Source organism: Tessaracoccus sp. OH4464_COT-324, from assembly GCF_003932855.1.
Lineage (GTDB): Bacteria > Actinomycetota > Actinomycetes > Propionibacteriales > Propionibacteriaceae > Arachnia.
Window position 1 is genome coordinate 73,379 of the sequence record NZ_RQYZ01000005.1, and the last position, 19,823, is coordinate 93,201.

Here is a 19,823-nt window from a genome sequence, read left to right on the forward strand (position 1 = left end):
CAGGAGCTGGGATGAACGACACGAGGAGGTTGGCAAATCGGGTGCGGCTGGCCTGCCAGCTGGTCAGCTACAAGGTGCGTTTCGAGTCGGGGTCGCCGGTGTCGCCGCACCAGCTCGTCGTGTTGTGGAATCTGAAGGATGGGCCGAAAACGGCCGGGGAGCTGGCCGAGTTGGAGCGGGTGACCGCGCCGTCAATGACCAAGACGCTGGATCAGTTGGAGGCCGAAGGCTACATCTCTCGCCTGCCCGACCCAGCGGACCGTCGGCGGCGCATCGTCACGATCACCGAACTGGGGAGGGCACAGCTCGACGAGGCAGCAGTCGTCCGGGATTGTTTCATGAGCGAGCGACTACGAACGTTGTCCCCAGAGGATCGCGCCACCCTGGAGAGGGCAGCCGAAATCCTGGAGCGGGTGATCGGATGAGTACCAGGACCTTTGCCTCGCTGCATGTGTACAACTTCCGGTTGTTCTGGGCGGCTTCGCTGATCTCCAGCACGGCTGGCTGGGCCAGCCTGATCGCGCAAGACTGGCTGGTTCTCACGATCCTCACGGATAATTCGGCGGCAGCCCTGGGCGTTGTCACCGGACTGCAATTCCTGCCGATCCCACTGGCTACGCCGTTTGCCGGCGCTCTTGCCGATCGTTTTTCCAAGCGGCGAGTGTTGGAGGTCACCCAGGCCCTGCTCATGCTGAACTCTGTCGTGCTGGCTGTCCTGGTCACGCTCGGAGCAGCTGAGCTGTGGCACGTCTTCGCTCTCGCGGTGCTGACGGGTACCATCCAATCCTTCGACGGCCCCGCACGTCAGGCGATCGTCGCTGAGATGGTGCCGGAACGGCTGCTGCCCAACGCGGTGGGGCTAAACTCCATGCAATTCAACGGCGCGCGCCTCGTCGGGCCGGCCATCTCCGGTTTGCTGATTGGCGCCTTCGGAGTCACTCCATCGCTGTGGATCAATGTCGTCAGTTTTGTTTTCCCGATTCTTGCCCTGGCACTGCTGCGTCCCGACGAACTCGCTCCAGCGAAACGCAGCGCCGGAAAAGGCGCGGTGCGCGCAGGGTTCTCCTATGTGCGTAAGCGCCCAGACCTGCTGATGATCTTTTTCGTGGTCTTCATGCTCGGAACGTTTGGCCTGAACTTTCAGTTGACGAATGCGTTGATGGCGACAGAGGTGTACGGGCTGGGTGCGGAGTCCTACGGCTTCCTGGGGTCGATGATGGCTGCGGGGACACTGACCGGGGCGGTGCTCGCCGCCCGTCGGGGGTATCCCCGGCTGGGGCTGATCGTGGGAGCGCTGGGCGGTTTTGCCCTGTTCGAGATGATCTTGGCATTTGCCCCCTGGTATTGGCTCTACGCGCTGCTGCTCACCCCGACCGGGCTGCTGGCCATCACCGTGATGACCACCGCCAATTCGCGGGTCCAGCTGACCACCGAGCCCGAAATGCGCGGCCGGGTGATGGCGCTCTACATGGCCATCTTTCTCGGCGGTACCCCCGTGGGCGCTCCGGTGGTCGGGTGGATTGGGGAACTCTGGGGGGCGCGCTCCACGCTGCTGGTGGGCGCGGCGGCAACGGCGCTCACTATGCTGCTCGCCGGCGTCTTCCTCCTGCGTACCGCGGAAAGCTATCCGGCGCCGCTGCACTTCTTGGAGGCGGTCCGTGATCGGGTTCGGAATCGCCGGGCCTAGCGGAGGGGCTTAGGTTGGGATTCTCAACAGAGGCGCGTGGCCGAGTGGCGCTCACCGGGCCTCCAACCCTGGAGGAAGGGGCGTGCAGGCAAGGGCACACAGCTCGGACGAGTCCCAGCCGACGGCGCGCTGCCGGTCAGCCGCCCTTCGTCCGGCCGGTAAAGGCAGGCGTAAACGGTTGGGAAATAGGCGGGAGCCTGAGGGGAGACTTCGCGTGGGGCCACGACCCGGCCGAGCCGTGGCCCCACGGGGAAAGGGATCAGAGGGCAGCGAGGGCTGCCTCGTAGTCGGGCTCGGTTTTGATCTCGGCCACCTGCTCGGCGTGGAGGACCTTGCCCCGCTCATCGAGCACGACCACGGCACGCGACAGCAGCCCCTCCAGCGGGCCGGTGATCATGGTGACCCCGTAGTCCTCACCCAGGGTGGTACGGAAGTCGGAGGCGACGACGACGTTTTCGATTCCTTCGGCTCCGCAGAAGCGGGACAGGGCGAAGGGAAGGTCACGGGAGATGCACAGCACCTTGGTGTTCTCCAGCCCTGCGGCACGCTCGTTAAAGGTGCGCACGCTCTGGGCGCAGACCCCGGTGTCCACCGAGGGGAAGATGTTCAGCACGACGCGGGAACCAGCGAAGTCCGACAGCTTGACGGCGCCGAGATCGGTGCCGACCAACTCGAAGGCCGGGGCGGAGGCTCCGACTTCGGGGAGGGAACCATGAGTGCGGACGGGGTTGCCGCCGAGAGTGATATCAGTCATGCAAGCATGATGACTGATCTACGCAAATCGCGGAAGCCAAAGTGGATTTTTCGTGCGGGATTCTTGGGCCTCAGACTCTCAACCCAGGAGGACATGGCTGAAGGCGACGCGGTGCCGCTTGATACCGTTGCTGGCGAGCTGTGGGGCTGGTGAACGCGACACGAAGCCGGGGGCGGAACTTCGCGATCGTCGTCGGGGTGTCGGCGTTCCCCCTGGCCCGATCAACACCAGCGCCAGGACCGGAGCTGAAGGCGTCGAGAGGCCTGGGAGCCGGACATGGGTTGCAGAACGCGGTGCGTCTCCGGGGTGTCACCCGGTGACCGTGCCCAGCCGGCCAACCTCTGCGCCGCTGCGGCGGCCGACGGCAAACCCGGGGGTGGCCCAGACTCTTTCCGTGTGTTCGGAATAATCGGGCGCATGGTTAGTATTATCGACTCTGCGGCAATCGGCCTACGGCTTGGGCTCTTGGGTTACTCCATCGAGGATGAGGGAGTCAGCGAGCTCGCTGCAGGCCTGGTCCGCCCCATCCTCGCGCGTCAACGGGAGTTGGCCCGCCGCCTGGGCTATGCGCTGCCGCCCGTCGACAACCGGATCCAATCCTTCCTCGACGCCTACTTCGCCGGAACCGACTGGGCCTCGCGGCTGCCCAACCGCACCCTGGTGCTTGACCAGCCCGGGCTGGCCAGCGAGATGTCGCTGCCCAGGGGCGGCGATCACTTCGAGTCCGAGCAGCTGAGCAGCTACCGCCTCGCCAACGGCGTCCTGCACAACCCGGCGAACGATCGTCGCACCACCAAAGGAGTCTTCCACATCGCCGAAGGTGGGCTGCCCATCCAAGACGACAAGATCGCCGTGCCGCGCGATGTTGCCGCACGCATCTTCGCCGCCGCGCTGTGCCCGCCCCAGGACTCGTTGTTGCTGCCCTACACCGCCGACGAGCCCAACCCCGCGCACTGCTGGGCGTCGCTGCTGCTGCGCCCCGTCGTCGTGCCCGAGGTTCCCGGGTTTACGCCCAGGCGAACCATGGAGGTGCGCTTCTTCGCGCCGGCGACGCTGATGGCTAACCTGCACTTCGTCGAAGGTATCTTCGGCAACGGCGGCGACCCGTTCCTGCCCGAGTGCGACGCCGCCCTCGACCCCGAGAGCTGGACCGGCCACACCGGCGCCGTCATCCTCGCCCCGCACCTCACCAAACTCACCAAACGCGAACTCGGCCTGCCGCATCACGACGAGGCGACCGAACGCCAGCGGCGCGACGGCCAGTGCTGGACCGACCCGGAGGAGCGCTACAACGGCGGCTCCGCCTTCAAACTGTGCGTGCGCGACGAACGCGGCGTCATCGCCACCGTCATCGCCGACAACTACTTCGGCTACTGCAAGAAGGAGGTCAAGGCGCAGATCAGCTACGCAACCAACCTGCTCGGCCTCGTCGAGGAAGAGCACTCGGGCGGTGCGCGCACCTACCCGCGCTACAACCTGGGCCAAACCTTCACCGCCACTCTCACGCGCGGGCGCACCTTCGTCGAGGCCTTGCGGTTGGATCCCGAATGGCAGCGGCAGCCCGAGGGGCACGCGACGCATGCCCGCATAGCCCGCGCTGTGCTGGTGCCCGACGACGCCGAGTTCTCCCTGCGCGACTCCACGATCACCTGGCACGCCGACGGGGAACCTCGCAGAATCACGCTCAAGGGCGACCACACCTACCTGACGGCCGACGGCTACCAGGTGGAGCCGTTCCACCTGGAGGTGGACGGCGCGCAGTGGACCCTCGTCGGGACCCTGCCGGTGCCCACCGAGGCGCACAAGCCGGCCACCGTGTCGGGGGGTGGCAAGTCGGAGATCTCCAAGAGCATCACGGACGCGTTCATCGTCGGAAACGCCTACGTCGAGGACTTCGACCGCGACATGGCCGCCGTCGCCGCCATTGTGCACCGGGACTTCTCGCAACGGTTCGTGGACAAGACGGTGGTGGACCACCGTCCGCTGCTCTCCGACGAGCGCAGCGTCGGCTCCGTCATCAAACTCCTCACCCCCAGCGCCGACTTCACCGACTACTACAACGAATGGCTGGAGCAGATCCCCAACCACGTCAAAGAACTGGTCTTCGTCGTGAAGCGGTTCTACCGGCCCGAATGGGGGGAAGACTGGCAGAGTCACTTCTCCGTGCCCAGCGTGAACGGGCGCACTGGCCACGCGCTGCGGCTCGACGGCGAGAAGATCCGCGTGAACATGCTGCGCGTCGGATACGGCCCCAATGACTCCTGGCGGCTGTTCGGGCTGCGCCACGACTTCCATCCCGCGGTGAAGGTGCAAACCGAGGACGACATCACCGCGTCGATCGTCGCCCCGGAGGGCGAGTGGAGCCGGAAATACGTGGAGAACGCGGAGCGGCTGCTGTTCCAGCGGCCCGACGACGCCATCCATCGCGGCTACGACAAACAGACCGAGCAGGATATCGCCAGCGGCGCCTTCCTCAGCAACTTCGCCCCGCTCACTGCCTCGGACGCCCAGGCGATCTGCGACGACGCCGTCGGCTTCTCGCAGTTCACCCGCCCCATGCGCACACTCATCAAGAAGGTAGCCGACGGCGAATCCCGCGAGACCTACTTCGTTTCCTCGGCCCACCCGCGCATCGTGGATGGCGCCCGCTCCAAGAACCCGCGCTACCTGCAGGTGCGCCCCGACATCGTCAACGCGCGCACCACGCAGCTGGCTGAACTGAGTGAACGGATGGCGCTGGGGCTGACGCCTGAGGAACCGCTGCGCAACTCGGTGGACGTGGTGGCCGCCGGGCGGCGCAACAACGTCGCCGAGCCCGGCGTGCCGGCGCTGTGCGCCTACGCGCCGCTGCATTACATGGAGCTGCCGGAACTGATGATGGAGTTCATCTCGTCCATGACGGGCAAATCGCCTTCGACGACCGGCGCAGGCTCGGAGGGTGCCATGACTAAGGGCCCGTTCAACGCGCTGCCCTCGGTGTACGACCTGAATGCCGCGTTCCTGTCGTTCGCGCTGACCGGCTACGACGGTTGGCTGTCTTCAGCGGGGGTCGTCGGGCCTAACCTGCGCGTCGACCACGACATCTCGCTGCTGATCCCGGAGCTGTTCTCCCGCATGAGCCCGGCGGAGCGCAACGCCAGCAGCCTGATCGCTGAGGGGGCGCTGGAGCCCGTGCCCGACTTTGAGCACGGGGGCCAGGTGCTGGCTGCGAGCCGGCTTGGCTACCGGATGACGAAGCGGTTCACCACCAAGTACTTCGGGCGCATCTTCCTGCACCCGCACGTTGTGTTCTCCGACGAGATGCTGCGCCCCGAGCTGCAGGATGCCGAAGCCTACGCGTCGTCGGTACGGACGATCGTCGCCACGCATGAGCGGGTGGCGAGAAGCTACTTCGCCGACGGCACCATCGACTACGCGATCCCGCCGGTCAGGGCGCTGCTGGGGGTGATGGCCAACGGGGAGCACGAGGGCATGACGTTGCGCTCGGTTGAGTTGAGGAACATGTTCACCCGCGACGCGGTGCTGGCCGCCAACTGGTACGAGGAGCGGCTCAGCGCCGCGACGGACAACGAGCGCGCGCTGCTTGGCCGCTCCATCTCCGCTATCGAGGAGTTCCTGGCCGAACCCACCAACGCGGAGGCTGCGGCCCGGCTGGGGCTCGTCGGGAAGCTTGAGCGTCTACGGGCCATCGAGCCTGATCCGGCGCGGCTCCGGGGCACCCTCGGTAGGCAGGTTCGTTTCTCCTGACTGTACGCTGTCAGCCATGGTGGCTGCGGTGGACTGGTTTGCTGATCGTTCGGTGTACGTCGTCGATCTGGCGTTGGCCTGCTGCGCCCTGGAGTCGCAGGCCGCCCTGGCGGCGCGGCCGCGCGTCGAGCTCACCCAGATACCCGACGGGGCGCGCGTCGTGTGCACGGTGTCGGGTACCGTGACGGGCGCGATGGCCCCGGCAACCCGCTCCGCTATCGAGGCCCTGCCGGAGGGGGCCACCGTCGTGGCCTTTGGGGCGTGCGCGTGCGCGGGAGGGCCGTACTGGGATTCCTACGCGGTGCGGAAGGGAGTGGGAGAGCTGGTGGAGGTGGACCACTTCGTCGCGGGCTGCCCGCCGCCGCCGGGCGCATTCGCGCAGATCCTGGAGGAGGTGCGTCGTGGCTGACTACCGGCGTCAGGCGGAGGAGGCCAAGGCCGACGGGTTCACCTTCCTGGTGTTCCTCACCGCCGTTGACGAGCTGGGCCGCGACGGTGGTTTCTCCGTGCATCTTATGGTGGAGCGGCCCGACGATGGCGCCCGCCGCGCGATCACCCACAGCGTCGGACGTGAGGACGCTTGGGCGCCTGCGGTGGACGACCTCTGGGCGGGCGCCGGCTGGTTGCAGCGGCAGGTGTCTGATCTGTTCGGGATTCGCTTTCCGGGGGCGGATGACCGACCGCTCATCTACTCGGGCGGCGACCATCCCCTGCGGAAGGACATGTTGCTTCAGCCGCGCAGCGCCGTCTCCTGGCCGGGTTCGCTGGAACCCGGCAAAGCTGCCCCCAGCGGGCGTAAGCTTCTGCCGGTGGGCGTGCCCGACCCGGCGGTGGTGGAGAACCCGGCGGCGACGGCGGAGGACATCGCGTTGAGCGCCACGGGCACGAGAGTGAGGATGCGGTGATTCACGGTTCGATTCACCTGATCGAGGAACGGTGCACGTCGTGCATGATCTGCGCGCGCGAGTGCCCGACGTGGTGCATCCGCCTCACCTCGCACACCGAGTCTTCGGCGCCCGCGCCGGGAGCTCGCCCGCGGGCCCGCAACGTGCTCGACACGTTCACCATCGACTGGTCGCTGTGCATGTACTGCGGGATCTGTATCGAGCAGTGCCCCCAGGATGCGCTCGTCTGGGGCGGTGGGCACGTGCCGAGCGCGGACACGCTCGGGGGGCTGCTGTACGACAGGATTCAGCTCTCGCAAGGGGTTTCGAATGAGTAATTGGCGCTCGGATCTGGCCTTGGCCCTTCGCTCGCGCGCGGTGTGGGCCGGTTTCATTGGTTCGTTGTTGGCGCTGCTCGGCTCGCTGAGTCCGGCCTATCTGCCGCAGGCTTCGCCGCTTTGGGAGTGGCTGCCGCGTTCGGCCTGGGGATTGTCGGCGATGAAGTGGACGGGCACGATCTGCACGCTGCTCGGGCTGGGGCTGCTGCTGGAGTCGTGGTTCAGGCTTCGGCCGAGTGCGCGGCGCGCGAAGGGTCGCCCGCTGCTGCGCAACTGGGCGGTGCTGCTGATCATCTCGTTGCCGTGGCTGCTCAGCCCGCCCGCGTTCTCGCATGACGCCTACTCCTATGTCGCGCACGGCTGGCTGATCCACAACGGCCTGGATCCGTACCTGCTGGGTCCGGGCGCGCTGCCCGGGCACTTCGCCGACCAGGTCTCGACGGTGTGGCGCGATACGCCGGCCCCGTACGGGCCGCTGTCGCTGCAGATCTCCTACTGGTTGGTTTCGCTGACTGGTTTCGACCCGCTCTGGTCAACGCTGCTGCATCGCGTTCCGGCGCTGGCTGGGGTGGGCATGATCGGGTATTTCGTGCCGCGGATCGCGAGCTATGTCGGGGTTTCACGCTCGACGGCCAGCTGGTTCGCGACGCTCAACCCCATCCTGGTGATCGACTTCATCGGCGGGATGCACAACGATTCGCTGATGGTGGGTTTGATGGTGCTGGGCGTGTGGCTGACGCTGCGCTACCGCGTGTGGGCGCTGGGGGCTGTCGCCGTCGGCTTGGCCACGGCGATCAAGCAGCCGGCGCTGCTTGCGGCGGTGGCGCTGCCCTTCCTGATAGTCCCGTGGACGTCGTGGCGGCCGAAGCCCCTGGCCGTCGCGTTCATCAAGTCCGTCACGTCGTTGGCGATCGCGCTCGCGTGTTTTGTCGGGATCACGTTCGCGACCGGGTTCGGCTTCGGCTGGATCCAGGCCGCCGGTGTGCCGGGGAAGGTGGACACCTTCTCTCCGGTGGTGTTGATCGGCCGACCTCTGCAGCGTTTCTTCGGCTGGGTGTGGAGCCCGGGTGCGGGTGACCTGGCGTTCAGCCTAGTGAGCAAGACGTTCACAGTGGCGATGATCGTCGGCATCGTCTGGATGGCGATCAAGTACCTGGGGAAGCAGCCGATCCGTTTCGTGTCCTGGTCCCTGCTGTGGTTCGCGTTGTGCGCCCCGGCGCTGCACTCCTGGTACCTGTTGTGGGGAGGCGTGCTGTTCCCGATGACGCGCCCGTCGGCCCGGTTGGCGCGCACCGGCGTCGTGGTCACGGTGATCCTGTTCGCCTACAAGGCGCTCAACTTCGGCGAGCGCAACGGCTTGGGAGCGATCATGCTGGCGGCGGTGGTGGCCACCTACTGGGCGTTCCACACCCATGAACTCCGGCTGAACTACGGCACCGACGAGGAGCAGCCCGCGGGCGGGCGGACCGCTCCCGCTGGCTAGATCCGGTAGTCGACGAGCACGGGGGAGTGGTCGCTCATCCGGGCCGCGTACTCGGCCTCGCGGTGCGTCCACGCTGCCGTGGCCCGCTCGGCGAGCGGAGCGGTGGCGAGATGGTAGTCGATGCGCCAGCCCGCGTTGTTCTCGAACGCCTTCCCGCGCCAACTCCACCACGAGTACGGGCCGTCGACGTCACCCGCGAGCCGGCGCTGCACGTCAACGAGCCCGTCGGACAGCACTCGGGTGAGCCACTCGCGCTCTTCGGGCAGGAAGCCCTCGGACTTGCGGTTGGCCCGCCAGTTCTTCAGGTCGCGCTCGGTGTGGGCGATGTTGAAATCGCCGACGATGAGGTACTCGCGCCCGTCGTCGGCGGCGCGCCGCCGGGCGGCGGCGACGTGCGTGGCCAGCCCCGACATGAAGCGCATCTTGTGCTCGTACTTGGGCTGGTTCTCCCCGTCATAAGGCCACGCGGAACCCTTGGGCAGGTAGAGCGAGGCCACGGTGAGGGGCGCGTCGGCGAGGTCCACCTCGATGTAGCGGCCGTGGGTGGCGGCATCAGCGAGTTCGTCGTTGCCGGTGGCCTCGGTGGCGCATTCGGCTACCTGGCCCCCCGCGACGGTGTGCGCGGCCTCGCCGTGCAGGGTGCGTACTGCGGCGGGGGGTCGCTTGGTGAGCACCGCGACACCGTTTCGCCCCGCGAGTTGGCCGAGGTCGAGGGTGGCGTGCCAGCCGTCGAATGCCGCGAGCGGCAGATCCTTGGGGCGGCAGCGCACCTCCTGGAGGCACACGACGTCGGCGCCGGCGGCGGACCAGAATGCGTCGAAGCCGCGCTTCATCGTCGCGCGGATTCCGTTGACGTTGTGGGTGGCGATCCTCATCGGTAGTTCACGAATTGGGTGGCGAAGTCGTAGTCCTGGTCGCGGATCAGCTTCTGCACAAACTGCAGGTCATCGCGGCTCTTCGACGACACGCGGAGTTCGTCGCCCTGGATCTGCGCCTTGACCCCCTTGGGGGCCTCGTCGCGGATCAGCTTGGAGATCTTCTTGGCGTTCTCCTGGCTGATGCCCTGCTCCATGCGGGCCGTGATCTTCCACACCTTGCCCGACGAGCGCGGCTCGTCGTCCTTCAGAGACTTCAGGCTGACGCCGCGGCGCGCGAGCTTCGACTGGAAGACGTCGAGCACCGCCTTGACCCGCTCCTCGGTGGCGGCCTCCATCTCGATGTTCTCCCCAGACCAGGCGATCTTTGCGCCGGTGTCCTTGAAGTCGAAGCGCTGACGCACCTCTTTAGCGGCCTGGTTGATGGCGTTGTCCACCTCCTGGCGGTCCACCTTGCTGACGATGTCGAATGAGCTCTCGGAAGCCATGAAGCGTCCCTCCTGGTCGTTGGTCAAGACGCCAGCCTACAAGGCCGGGCGGGCGTCGTTTCGTGGCGCGCGGAATGCCTCGATGCGCGCCCGGGTAGGTTTTGTGCTCCCGGGGGATAGCTGCTAACGTTTTCTCCGCGCCTAGCGCACGGCAGGTTGCCCGAGTGGCCAAAGGGAGCGGTCTGTAAAACCGTCGGTTCGCCTACGTTGGTTCGAATCCAACACCTGCCACGGACCCCGGGTCGGATGGATCCGGGGTTCAGCATGGAATCGGCTGTTCACTGCGGTGAACAGAGCGGTGAATCGGGTCTGACAAGCCCGGCAAGCTTCGATTTTGTGCCAGGACAAAACTGGTGTAAGTTATGTCGTCGCCAGCCCTCATAGCTCAGTGGTAGAGCGCATCCTTGGTAAGGATGAGGTCCGCAGTTCGACTCTGCGTGAGGGCTCGATTCCTCCCTGCCGGGAGAATCAAATTGACGGGGTAGCTCAGTCGGTAGAGCAAGCGGCTCATAATCGCTGTGTCGCGGGTTCAAGTCCCGCCCTCGTCACTAGGCAACCCACTGTTGCGCAGCAAGCGCAGAGTCAAGGAGACATCATGGCCAAGAAGGGCGCGGACGTTCGTCCGAAGATCACGCTTGCCTGCACCGAGTGCAAGGAGCGCAACTACATCACCAAGAAGAATCGGCGCAACACGCCGGATCGTCTGGAACTCAAGAAGTTCTGCCCGAGGTGCCGCACTCACCAGGCGCATCGCGAGACCCGCTGACTTCTCCAGCCGCCGACAGCGACCGCCCTCGGGCGGTCGTTGTGCGTTTCACGCTAATCTGCTCTCATGCCAATTAGCAGTGAGCATGTGGGACGAACGTTTCCCGACACGCCCCCATATGTGGTGAGCCACGCGAAGATTGCGGAGTTCGCGCGCGCGATCGGCGACGACAACCCGGCCTACTTCGGCGAGCATCCCATCGCGCCGCCAACGTTTGCGGCCATCATCGCCGCGCAGGCCTGGGACGGGCTGTTCGACGACGATGAGCTGGGGCTGAAGCTGCATCGCACCATCCACGCGGATCAGCTGTTCGAGGTGCGGCGCCCACTGCGTCCCGGCGACGAAGTGGTGGCCCGGCTAACGATCGAACGGGTCCGCAATCGGGGGCCGCTGGACATGGTCACCGTAGCGGCGGAGCTTCGGGTAGGGGAGGAAGTGGTGTGCGTCGCGCGCTCCACGCTCATGCACACGAGACAGGAGCAGGAATGATCGTCGGAGAAGAACGGCAGCGCCGGGCTCGGATCACGCGCGCGGGCGTCGTGCGCTACGCGGGCGCCTCGACGGACTTCAACGAGATCCACTTCTCTGATCGGCATGCGCGTGCGATCGGGCTGCCGGGTGTCGTTGCGCACGGCATGTGGACGATGGGGGCGGCGCTGAGGGTGGTCACAGACTGGGTGGGCGATCCTGGCCGGGTGCGGAACTATTTCGTGCGCTTCACCAAGCCGATCGTCGTACCGGATACGGATGAGGGGGCCGAGGTGTTGTTCACCGCGAGGGTAGCCGAGGTGAGCGACGGCGTCGCTACCGTTGCGATCACAGCCACCTGTGGCGAGGAGCAGGTGCTCGGCGCAGCGAAGGCCGAGGTGCGTCTTGACTGAGTGCTCCCTGAACTCCATTTCGCGGGAGCCCATCCCGGTGTCGGAGCCGACGTCGGTGCTGCTAGCCGAGCACACCACCTTGCGGGTGGGCGGCCCCGCCAAGCGTTTCGTCGTGGCGCGCACGCCCGAGGAGGTAGCGCGACTGGTAAGCGAGGCCGACGAGGCGGGCGAGCCAGTGCTGGCGCTGGGCGGTGGTTCCAACCTGCTCGTGTCCGACGAAGGTTTCGAAGGCTTGGTGCTCCGGGTGGGGATCGCGGGCCTGAGCGGCACGGTGTCGGACTGCGGCGGGGCGGTGGTCACCGTCGGCGCGGGCGAGAACTGGGATGATTTCGTGGCGCACGCGGTGGCTGAGGGCTGGTCGGGCGCGGAGGCGCTGTCGGGCATCCCGGGATCGGTGGGAGCCACTCCGATCCAGAACGTGGGCGCCTACGGCACCGAGGTGTCGGAGTTCGTCTACTCGGTGCGCGCCTTCGATCGTGCGACGCGTCAGTTCCGCACCTTTGCGGCAGCCGATTGCGGTTTCAGCTACCGGGATTCAATCTTCAAACGCGCCCGGGACCGCTACGTTGTCGTTTCGGTCACGTTCCAGTTCTCGCTAGGCGTGCTGAGCGCCCCGGTACGCTACGCCGAATTGGCCGACGCACTGGGCGTGACCGTCGGCGAGCGTGTCCCGGCCGCCACAGTGCGCGACACAGTGTTGGCGATTCGGGCAGGAAAGGGCATGGTGCTCGACGCGTCGGATCATGATACTTGGTCGGCGGGGAGCTTCTTCATGAACCCGCTGCTGAGCCCTGAGGAGGCGGAGCTGCTGCCGCAGGAGGCTCCGCGCTTCGCCGCCGGCGAACTGGTGAAGACGAGCGCGGCCTGGCTGATTCAGCATTCGGGGATCGCGAAGGGCTTCACGCTGGGCGCGGCGGGGCTATCGACAAAGCACGTGCTGGCGCTGACCAACCGGGGGCAGGCCAGGGCCGCCGACGTGGTGCGGCTCGCGCGTAGGGTGCGTGACACTGTCGAGGAGGCGACGGGGGTGCGGCTTGCGCCAGAGGTGAACCTCGTCGGAGTGGAGATATAACTCAAACCTTGAAGCGCATTCCTTAAACCTCAAGTTGAAACACTTTTGCACGGCAGGACCGGGTGACTAACCTCGCACCAACTTCGGGTTGTAGGAGGATCATGCGGACGCTTCGCAAGGTGGGGGCGGCACTCGTTGCGGCCGTGCTGTTGCTCGGGATTTTCTCGCCGCGGGCTGAGGCCAGCTCCCGGCAGCGTGATTTCATCGCGAAACTAGTGTCGGCCGCGCAGCAGACACAGCGCGAGTACGGCATTCCCGCGTCGGTTACCCTGGGTATGGCTGCGCTGGAGACCGGTTGGGGCCGCTCGTCGATGACACGTGAGCCGATCAACACGCTGTTCAACATCAAATGCACTAAGACTGCGTCGAGATACCAAAAGGGCTGCGCAGAGGTCGCCAGTTACGAGTATCGCGCTGACGGCACCCGCTATCTGGAGGTGTCAAGATTCCGCACCTACGCCAACTGGGGCGACTCGGTGAAGGATTTTGGCTTGTTCCTGTCGTCTCTGAAGCGCTACCGGAAAGCCTTCGACCACAAGAACGATCCGGACGCTTTTGTGCGTGAGGTGCGGCGCGGTGGCTATGCCACGGACCCGCGTTACGCAGACCTGGTGATCTCTATTATGCGTTCGCACAACCTGTACCGCTACGACCTCAAGTCCCAGCCCTCACAGGGAATTGCAGGCAAACCGAAGCTGCCGGTGGCTAAGGAGGAGTTCACGACGCTCACGCACGGCAGCCGGAACAACAACGTCGTTACCGCACAGCGCCTGCTGAACCAGGCGGGAGCCCGGCTTGCCGAAGACGGCCGCTACGGTTGGGTTACGCAGCAGGCGGTGGCGGAGTACCAGCATCGCACGTTCCCGGGGAAGGAAATCTCGGGTGACGTCGACCGCGCCACCTGGGTTTCGCTAGTGCCGACGCTTAGGCAGGGCGACCGGGGACCACTTGTGAAGATTCTGCAGCAGGAGCTAGAGTTCTCTGGCTATGAGGTGGCCATCGACGGCTCGTTTGGTGCGCAAACTCGCGGCATCGTCGAGGATGTGCAGCGCCGACATTCGCTGCCTGTGACCGGCGTAGCGGACGAAAAAACGTGGGGCAAATTGGTAGGGATGTGAGTCGAGATTCCAAGGAGAACACTAAGCGCCGGGTGGCCCTGCTGAGACTGGCCCCGGCGCTTAGGCCGTTCGCCGGGGTTTATTCGGTGGGCATCATCTTGGCGCTGGCGACGACGGCGCTGCACGTCTCGGTGCCGCTGCTCATCGGCCATGCGATCGACTCGCCTATCGCGTCGGGGGACATGCCTGGCCTGTTCGTGGTGGTGGCGGTGATCCTGGCGATCGTGATCGTGCGCGCGATCCTGGACTACTTTCGTCGTTACTGGTTGAGCCGAGCCTCCACCCGGATTCAGCATCGGCTGCGGCTGGAGCTGTTCGAGAAGTTGTTGTATCTGCCTCTGGCCGCGCACCGCCGCTGGGACAAGGGCCAGCTGATCACCAGATTGAAGGGTGATCTGACCCGTATCCGCCAGTTCCTGAACGTCGGTCTCGTCGTGGCCCTGAGCAGCATCGCCCAGATAGTGCTCGTCTTTGCGGTCATCCTCGCGCGGCACTGGCCGCTGGCGCTCGTGGCGGCCGTCGTCACCGCGCTGCTCGCTTGGGCGCTGGCGGTGCTGCTCAGACGTGCGGCGAAGGCCAGCCGCGCAATGAGCGAGACCGCGGGTGAGATGACGACCATGGTGGAGGAGGCGTTGCAAGGCATCCGCACGGTCTGGGCCTTCGGGTACCAATCAACCTTGTTCGCTGGTTTTGCGCAGGCGGCCGGGCGGCTGCGGGACATCGGGGTGTGGCGGATGCGGCTGTCGGCGGCGCTGTGGACAGTCATGGAACTCATCCCGAGCATTCTGTTGATCGTCACGGTGGCAGTCGGCGGTCTGGCGGCGGCCGCCGGCCAGCTCACCGTCGGTGACGTGGTGGCTTTCCTCGCGCTGCTCACCGCGTTGGCCGGCCCACTGGACACGCTCGGCTTCCTGGCCGACGGTGCAGTCAAGGCCGAAGTTGCCGCCCGTCGGCTCTTCGAAGTACTCGACGAGGAGGCCAGCCTGGCCCCCGGCGGGCGCAGGCTTGCCGAGGTACGTGGGCGCATCACCCTGAGCGACGTGGTCTTCCAACACGCCGACGCCGAGCGCCCCCTGCTTGACGGATTCAGCCTGGACATTCATCCGGGGGAGACGGTGGCCTTCGTCGGAGCGAACGGCAGCGGAAAGTCGTCGCTCGTCAGCCTGCTGCCGCGCCTGGAGGACGTCACGGCGGGCCGGATCGAGCTTGACGGCGTGGACGTGCGCGAGCTGCAACTCGACCAGGTGCGCTCCACCTTCGGGATCGCCTTTGACGATCCGCTCCTGTTCTCGCACACGGTTCGCACCAACTTGACGTTCGGTCGGTCAGGGGCAACCGACGAGGAGCTCCGCGAGGCCCTCAGGATTGCGCGTGCCGAGTTCGTCCTCGACCTGCCCGACGGCCTTGAGACCCGAATTGGCGAGCAGGGCCTCACCCTCTCCGGTGGGCAGCGGCAGCGGATCGCATTGGCCCGCGCCATCGTCGCGCGCCCCAAGGTGCTCGTGCTCGACGACACCCTCTCCGCACTGGACATCCACACCGAACGCGAGGTGGAAGAGGCGCTCACGTCGGTGCTGACATCGGTCACGGGGCTGGTGATCTCGCACCGCGCCTCCACCGTCCAGCTCGCGCACCGAGTGGTGCTGATCTCCGAGGGGCGGGTAGGGGACGTCGGCACGCATGCCGAGCTGCTGGCTCGCTCCGCGGAGTATCGACAACTGATGTGCCTGGATGCGCAGGAGGCCCAGCCGTGAGCGGTGAGCGCGACGCGCAGACCACCGACGCCGACCGCGCGGCCGGTCGGCGGCTGCTGCGGGAACTAGCGTGGCCCCACCGGCGCGCACTAGCTGGGTATGTGCTGGTCTCGGCGGTGGAAACGGGCGCCGGGCTGGCGGTGCCCTACCTGACCAGCCAGGTGCTGGATGAGGGTATCCCGCAGGCCGCAGCCGGCCTGGTTGGCGTGCTATTCGGACTGCTGGTGGCGCTGGGGGCGGCGGCAGCAGTGCAGGGTTTGTGCCGGTTCGTGTTCGTCGCCGGCACGGGACGGATCGGTAACGACATGTTGCGCGAGCTGCGCTCGCGACTGTTCCACCACCTGTTGTGGCTGCCGGTGGGTTTCCACGATCGATACAGCTCCGGGCGGGCGGTGTCGAGGATGACCTCCGACGTCGAGAGCTTAGAGGACCTGACTTTCGATGGTGTGGACGTCATCACTAACGCGGTCCTGCTGTCGCTCGGCACGTTGGGCCTGCTGTTCTGGCTGGACTGGCGGCTGGCGCTGGTGGTGCTCGCCGTGCTGCCGGTGGCGGGGCTGGTGGCCCGCTGGTTTGGGCGCGCCACCACGCGCGAGGCACGCCGCATCAGCAGCCGGGCGGCGGAGGTCATCGTGAGTTTCTCGGAGACGATCGGTGGATTGAAGGCGGTGCAGGCCTTCCGTAGGGAGGAGACGCGGCGCGAGGACTTCCAGCGGGCGTCGCAGGAGCTGCTGGATGCTGAGTTGGGCAGGCTGCGAGTGGACAGCATCGCCAGCCCGGCGATCCAGCTGGCGGGCAACGTGGGCGTCACGCTGGTGCTGTTGGCCGGTGGAATCTTCGCGGCCTCGGGATCGCTGAGCGTTGGCGTGCTGGCCGCGTTCGTGTTGGCGGTCCGCCAGCTGTTCAACCCGCTCTCGGAAGTGGGATATTTCGTCGCGCTCATCCACGCGACGCTGGCAGGGCTGGAAAAGATCGCGACCGTCCTCGCCGAGCCTTCGCCCGCCGACGACGGGATCACGCTGCCGGGTAGGGTCTCCGGGGCCGTGCGCTTCCAAGGGGTGAGCTTCGGCTACGGCCAGCAACCCGTGCTCAGCGATTTCTCGCTCAGTATCCCAGCCGGGCAGCGGGTGGCACTCGTGGGCGCCACCGGCGCGGGCAAGAGCACGGTGGTGAAACTGCTCACCCGCTTCTATCGGGCGGACTCGGGCCAGATTCTGCTCGACGATCACCCGCTCGACACGCTCGCGGAGGAGACGCTGCGCAGGCAGGTTGCGATGGTGACGCAGGAAACGTTCCTGTTCTCCGGCAGCGTCGCTGACAACATCGCGCTCGGCCGGCCCGACGCCAGCCGGGCCGAGGTGGAGGAAGCGGCGCGGCTCGTCGGGGTGGAGCCGCTGATTCGGCAGTTACCGAACGGCTACGACACCCAGCTTGGGTCGCGCGGAGGGCGGCTGTCCGCAGGCGAGCGGCAGCTGGTGGCGCTGGCACGGGTACTGCTCGCCGATCCGCCGGTGGTGGTACTCGACGAAGCCACCAGCTCCCTGGACATCCCCAGCGAGCGGCGGGTGCAGGCGGCGATGGCTGCCGCGCTGGCCGGGCGCACCGCAGTCATCATCGCGCATCGACTCACCACCGTGCAGTCCGCCGACCGGGTGTTGGTCCTTGACGGTGGGCGAATCGTCGAGGATGGGGCACCCGCAGAGCTGCTCATCGGCGGCGGGCACTACTCCGGCCTGCACCGTGCCTGGCTTGCCTCCCTGGCGTGACTGGTGGACGGTGTCGATCACGTGCCTCGTCTGAGCAGGAGGTTCACGTAAGGGCGCTCGACCAGGTGCCCGTGCTCGCTGACCGCCAGGTCGCGCTCATCCGACTTGGCCAGGAAGTCAAGCGGGAGTCCGGCCCGTTCGACCCAGCTGAGCACATCGTCGGCGTCCAAGATGCGGAAGCCGTGGCGGGTGAAGGACAGGGAGCGCATGAAATGGCTCTCCGCGAAGCTCAGGCACAGTAGCCCTCCGGGGCGCAGCACGCGAGCGAACTCGCCGAGCGTGGCCTGGGGATCATTCCAGAAGTAGGCGGTGTTCACGCTGAGCGCACGGTCGAAGTGCGCGTCGGGCAGCGGGAACACGTCTCCGGCACAGCACAGGAAGTCGGCTCGGCCTGCGGCGATGAAGGGCTGGTTGAAGGAGCGCGCCTCATCCACCATCGTCGGCGAGATCTCCACACCGGTGTAGCTGAGACCGGGGTGCTGGGAGAGCGTATAGCCCAGATGGCCGGCGCTGCCGCAGCCCTGTTCCAGGAGTCGGGGACGGTCGCAGGCCACGTCGGGCAGCCCCAACCCATCGAGCGCTGAGAGGATCATCGTCAGGTTGCGCAGGCCCATGGCCTGCCCGAAAGCGACGCCCGTCGCGCCCGACGGGCACCGCAGCTGCTCGGCTACCTCTTTGCTGCTTAACGCCATTCGGCAATCCTATGGCATGCTCCGGGCCCTGTTGGCGGGAAGACCCCGGGCGGGATTGGTCGGGCGGCCAGCAGCTTCCTTCCGCGCCCGATGTGCTGACCAGGAGGGGGAGCCGCATCACCCAAACCGGTACCGGCGCCGCGGCTACCTGCGCCAACCGGTGACGACGCCGTTGCGGTAGGCGAGGATTACCAGCTGGGCGCGGCCGCGGGCGCCCAGCCGGCTGAGCAGCCGTGAAACGTAGCTTTTGATGGTCGCGGGAGAGAGCGTGAGCTGCTCGGCGAGTTCCGCGTTGCTCAGTCCCTGCGAGATGAGCCGCAGCAGCTCCAGGTCGCGGCTGGATAGGTCCTCGATCTCCTTGGCCGGCCGCTGTCCCGGTTCGTAGTTGGCCAGGACTCGCGTGATCAGGCTGGGCGACAGCATTGATTCACCGTGGTGCGCCTGTTGGATGGCGTGCGTGATCTCCCCGCGGGAACTAGTTTTCAGCAGGAACCCGGTGACCCCAGCGCGTAGCGCCTCGTGGAAGGTGGCGTCGTCCTCCAACGAGGTGGGCGCCGCTGGCCGATCTGCGCGCGGACATCCAATTCTCGGCCGGCGCCGACGCGGTGCGCCAGCGGCTGGAGGCGGCGCTTCGGGCCGACGAGCGGCTCGGCAACGTCCGGGCGTTCAGCAAGGTGCTGTGCGAGGCCCGTGGGCCTCAGGGGTGGGAGAGTCTTCGGGTGGAGGTGGGCGACCATTCGGCGGGCGCCGTCGAGTTCCTGGCGGGGCGGCGGCCCGTGAGGGGAGAGATCGCACTGTCGGTGCTGAACGCGAATCGGTTTCAGGTATGGGTGGGGGACACTCTGCGGCTGCGTCGAGGCGGAGAGGAGGGCAGCGAGACCGTCTCCGGCATCTACCAGGACGTCACCAGCGGCGGACGGACGGCGAAGATGCCGGGCGGCGTTGAGGAGGGGGCGGTCGGCCACATCATCTACGCGGATGTGCTCGACGGCGCAGACCCGGAGCTTCTCAGCCGGGAGTATGGCGCGCGGTTCCAGCGCGCGAGCATCGTCCCGATGCCGCAGTACGTGGCTGAGGCCCTGTCTCACGTGACCGAAGCGTTGCGCAGCGCGGCCTGGCTGTCGTTCGGGTTCGGTTTGTTGGTCGCTGGTCTCATCACCGTGCTTTTCCTGGGGCTGCGGTTGAGCAGGGAGCGGCGTCGCCTCGGTGCCCTCGCGGCGCTCGGCTTCTCCCGGCGGGAACTGGGCGCCCACGTTCGGCGCAAGGCCACCGTCATGGTTGCGGTGGGCACCATCGTCGGCACCCTGTTGGCCGCGACCGTCGGCGAGTTGTTGCTCAGCTGGGTGATTTCCGCGACCGGCATCGGCCTGACGAGTCTGCGGCTCGTCCCGCAGCCGCTGCTGGTTCATGTCGGCTGCCCGGTTGCCCTGCTGGGGACTGGTTACCTCGCGGCGACCGTCGTCGCGGCGCGGCTGCGGCGCGGGGAGATCAGCGAGTGGCTGACCAAGTGAAAGGAGG

The 19,823-nt window shown here is 66.7% G+C and carries 20 protein-coding genes and 3 tRNA genes; 18 read left to right on the forward strand and 5 right to left on the reverse strand.

The features are described 5' to 3' along the window. Window positions 1-11: 11 nt before the first annotated feature. Window positions 12-425 (forward strand): MarR family winged helix-turn-helix transcriptional regulator, encoded by a 414-nt coding sequence (locus EII42_RS04665; RefSeq protein ID WP_125170953.1) that lies wholly within the window; start codon window positions 12-14, stop codon window positions 423-425. Continuing rightward, window positions 422-1,687: an MFS transporter gene (locus EII42_RS04670; protein WP_125170954.1), complete on the forward strand. Its 1,266-nt coding sequence runs from the start codon at window positions 422-424 to the stop codon at window positions 1,685-1,687. Before EII42_RS04665 ends, EII42_RS04670 begins: the two co-directional genes overlap by 4 nt. Window positions 1,688-1,946: 259 nt before the next feature. Here EII42_RS04670 and tpx read toward each other — a convergent pair whose 3' ends face one another. After that, window positions 1,947-2,441 carry a thiol peroxidase gene (gene tpx / locus EII42_RS04675; RefSeq protein WP_125170955.1) on the reverse strand — a complete coding sequence of 165 codons (495 nt, stop codon included), beginning with the start codon at window positions 2,439-2,441 and terminating at the stop codon, window positions 1,947-1,949. 417 nt (window positions 2,442-2,858) lie between these two features. Here tpx and EII42_RS04680 point away from each other — a divergent pair, with 417 nt between their 5' ends. From EII42_RS04680 to mptB, 5 genes are read left to right on the forward strand one after another with little or no spacing between them, the layout of a single operon-like run. After that, window positions 2,859-6,188: a hypothetical protein gene (locus EII42_RS04680; RefSeq protein WP_125170956.1), complete on the forward strand. Its 3,330-nt coding sequence runs from the start codon at window positions 2,859-2,861 to the stop codon at window positions 6,186-6,188. A 19-nt stretch (window positions 6,189-6,207) separates the two neighbouring features. Next, on the forward strand, window positions 6,208-6,597 hold the full coding sequence (locus tag EII42_RS04685) for an NADH-quinone oxidoreductase subunit B (protein WP_125171011.1): 390 nt from the start codon (window positions 6,208-6,210) through the stop codon (window positions 6,595-6,597). After that, a complete protein-coding gene (locus EII42_RS04690) occupies window positions 6,590-7,093 on the forward strand; it encodes an NADH-quinone oxidoreductase subunit C (protein ID WP_158676406.1) in 504 nt (167 codons plus the stop codon). The genes EII42_RS04685 and EII42_RS04690 overlap by 8 nt, the downstream gene beginning before the upstream one ends. Further along, on the forward strand, window positions 7,090-7,410 hold the full coding sequence (locus tag EII42_RS04695) for a 4Fe-4S binding protein (RefSeq protein ID WP_199729800.1): 321 nt from the start codon (window positions 7,090-7,092) through the stop codon (window positions 7,408-7,410). Before EII42_RS04690 ends, EII42_RS04695 begins: the two co-directional genes overlap by 4 nt. Next, complete coding sequence (gene mptB, locus EII42_RS04700; protein WP_125170958.1) at window positions 7,403-8,893, forward strand: polyprenol phosphomannose-dependent alpha 1,6 mannosyltransferase MptB; 1,491 nt, start codon at window positions 7,403-7,405, stop codon at window positions 8,891-8,893. The genes EII42_RS04695 and mptB overlap by 8 nt, the downstream gene beginning before the upstream one ends. Here mptB and EII42_RS04705 read toward each other — a convergent pair. Both EII42_RS04705 and EII42_RS04710 read right to left on the reverse strand, forming a co-directional pair. Next, window positions 8,890-9,768, reverse strand: a complete 879-nt coding sequence (locus EII42_RS04705) for an exodeoxyribonuclease III (RefSeq protein WP_125170959.1) — start codon at window positions 9,766-9,768, stop codon at window positions 8,890-8,892. The two genes, mptB and EII42_RS04705, sit on opposite strands and share 4 nt — an antisense overlap. Then, window positions 9,765-10,256, reverse strand: a complete 492-nt coding sequence (locus EII42_RS04710; protein ID WP_125171013.1) for a YajQ family cyclic di-GMP-binding protein — start codon at window positions 10,254-10,256, stop codon at window positions 9,765-9,767. The genes EII42_RS04705 and EII42_RS04710 overlap by 4 nt, the downstream gene beginning before the upstream one ends. Before the next feature lie 150 nt (window positions 10,257-10,406). Between EII42_RS04710 and EII42_RS04715 the strand changes: the two genes are divergently transcribed. From EII42_RS04715 to EII42_RS04760, 10 genes are all read left to right on the forward strand, one after another. Beyond that, window positions 10,407-10,487: transfer RNA gene (locus EII42_RS04715), tRNA-Tyr, on the forward strand. A gap of 143 nt (window positions 10,488-10,630) precedes the next feature. Further along, window positions 10,631-10,702, forward strand: a tRNA-Thr gene (locus tag EII42_RS04720). Window positions 10,703-10,731: 29 nt separating this feature from the next. Then, window positions 10,732-10,804, forward strand: a tRNA-Met gene (locus tag EII42_RS04725). Window positions 10,805-10,851: 47 nt separating this feature from the next. Next, window positions 10,852-11,022: a 50S ribosomal protein L33 gene (gene rpmG, locus EII42_RS04730; protein WP_125170960.1), complete on the forward strand. Its 171-nt coding sequence runs from the start codon at window positions 10,852-10,854 to the stop codon at window positions 11,020-11,022. A gap of 66 nt (window positions 11,023-11,088) precedes the next feature. After that, window positions 11,089-11,511 carry a MaoC family dehydratase N-terminal domain-containing protein gene (locus EII42_RS04735; protein ID WP_125170961.1) on the forward strand — a complete coding sequence of 141 codons (423 nt, stop codon included), beginning with the start codon at window positions 11,089-11,091 and terminating at the stop codon, window positions 11,509-11,511. After that, entirely contained in the window at window positions 11,508-11,903 is a 396-nt protein-coding gene (locus tag EII42_RS04740; protein WP_125170962.1) for a MaoC/PaaZ C-terminal domain-containing protein, read from the forward strand. The genes EII42_RS04735 and EII42_RS04740 overlap by 4 nt, the downstream gene beginning before the upstream one ends. Beyond that, window positions 11,896-12,975 (forward strand): UDP-N-acetylmuramate dehydrogenase, encoded by a 1,080-nt coding sequence (locus EII42_RS04745; protein WP_233558277.1) that lies wholly within the window; start codon window positions 11,896-11,898, stop codon window positions 12,973-12,975. The genes EII42_RS04740 and EII42_RS04745 overlap by 8 nt, the downstream gene beginning before the upstream one ends. 101 nt (window positions 12,976-13,076) lie before the next feature. Next, entirely contained in the window at window positions 13,077-14,093 is a 1,017-nt protein-coding gene (locus EII42_RS04750; RefSeq protein WP_125170963.1) for a glucosaminidase domain-containing protein, read from the forward strand. After that, complete coding sequence (locus EII42_RS04755) at window positions 14,090-15,847, forward strand: ABC transporter ATP-binding protein (protein WP_158676407.1); 1,758 nt, start codon at window positions 14,090-14,092, stop codon at window positions 15,845-15,847. Before EII42_RS04750 ends, EII42_RS04755 begins: the two co-directional genes overlap by 4 nt. Next, on the forward strand, window positions 15,844-17,613 hold the full coding sequence (locus EII42_RS04760; protein WP_125170965.1) for an ABC transporter ATP-binding protein: 1,770 nt from the start codon (window positions 15,844-15,846) through the stop codon (window positions 17,611-17,613). Before EII42_RS04755 ends, EII42_RS04760 begins: the two co-directional genes overlap by 4 nt. A gap of 17 nt (window positions 17,614-17,630) precedes the next feature. Here EII42_RS04760 and EII42_RS04765 read toward each other — a convergent pair whose 3' ends face one another. Together EII42_RS04765 and EII42_RS04770 are read right to left on the reverse strand one after the other, a co-directional pair. Further along, entirely contained in the window at window positions 17,631-18,305 is a 675-nt protein-coding gene (locus EII42_RS04765) for a class I SAM-dependent methyltransferase (protein ID WP_125170966.1), read from the reverse strand. 144 nt (window positions 18,306-18,449) lie between these two features. Further along, complete coding sequence (locus EII42_RS04770; protein ID WP_125170967.1) at window positions 18,450-18,848, reverse strand: response regulator transcription factor; 399 nt, start codon at window positions 18,846-18,848, stop codon at window positions 18,450-18,452. Window positions 18,849-18,910: 62 nt separating this feature from the next. On the opposite strand from EII42_RS04770, the gene EII42_RS04775 reads away from it, so the two are divergent. Continuing rightward, the gene (locus EII42_RS04775; RefSeq protein WP_125170968.1) at window positions 18,911-19,816 is read left to right on the forward strand and encodes an FtsX-like permease family protein; all 906 of its coding nucleotides are present in this window, start codon (window positions 18,911-18,913) and stop codon (window positions 19,814-19,816) included. Window positions 19,817-19,823 lie beyond the last annotated feature (7 nt).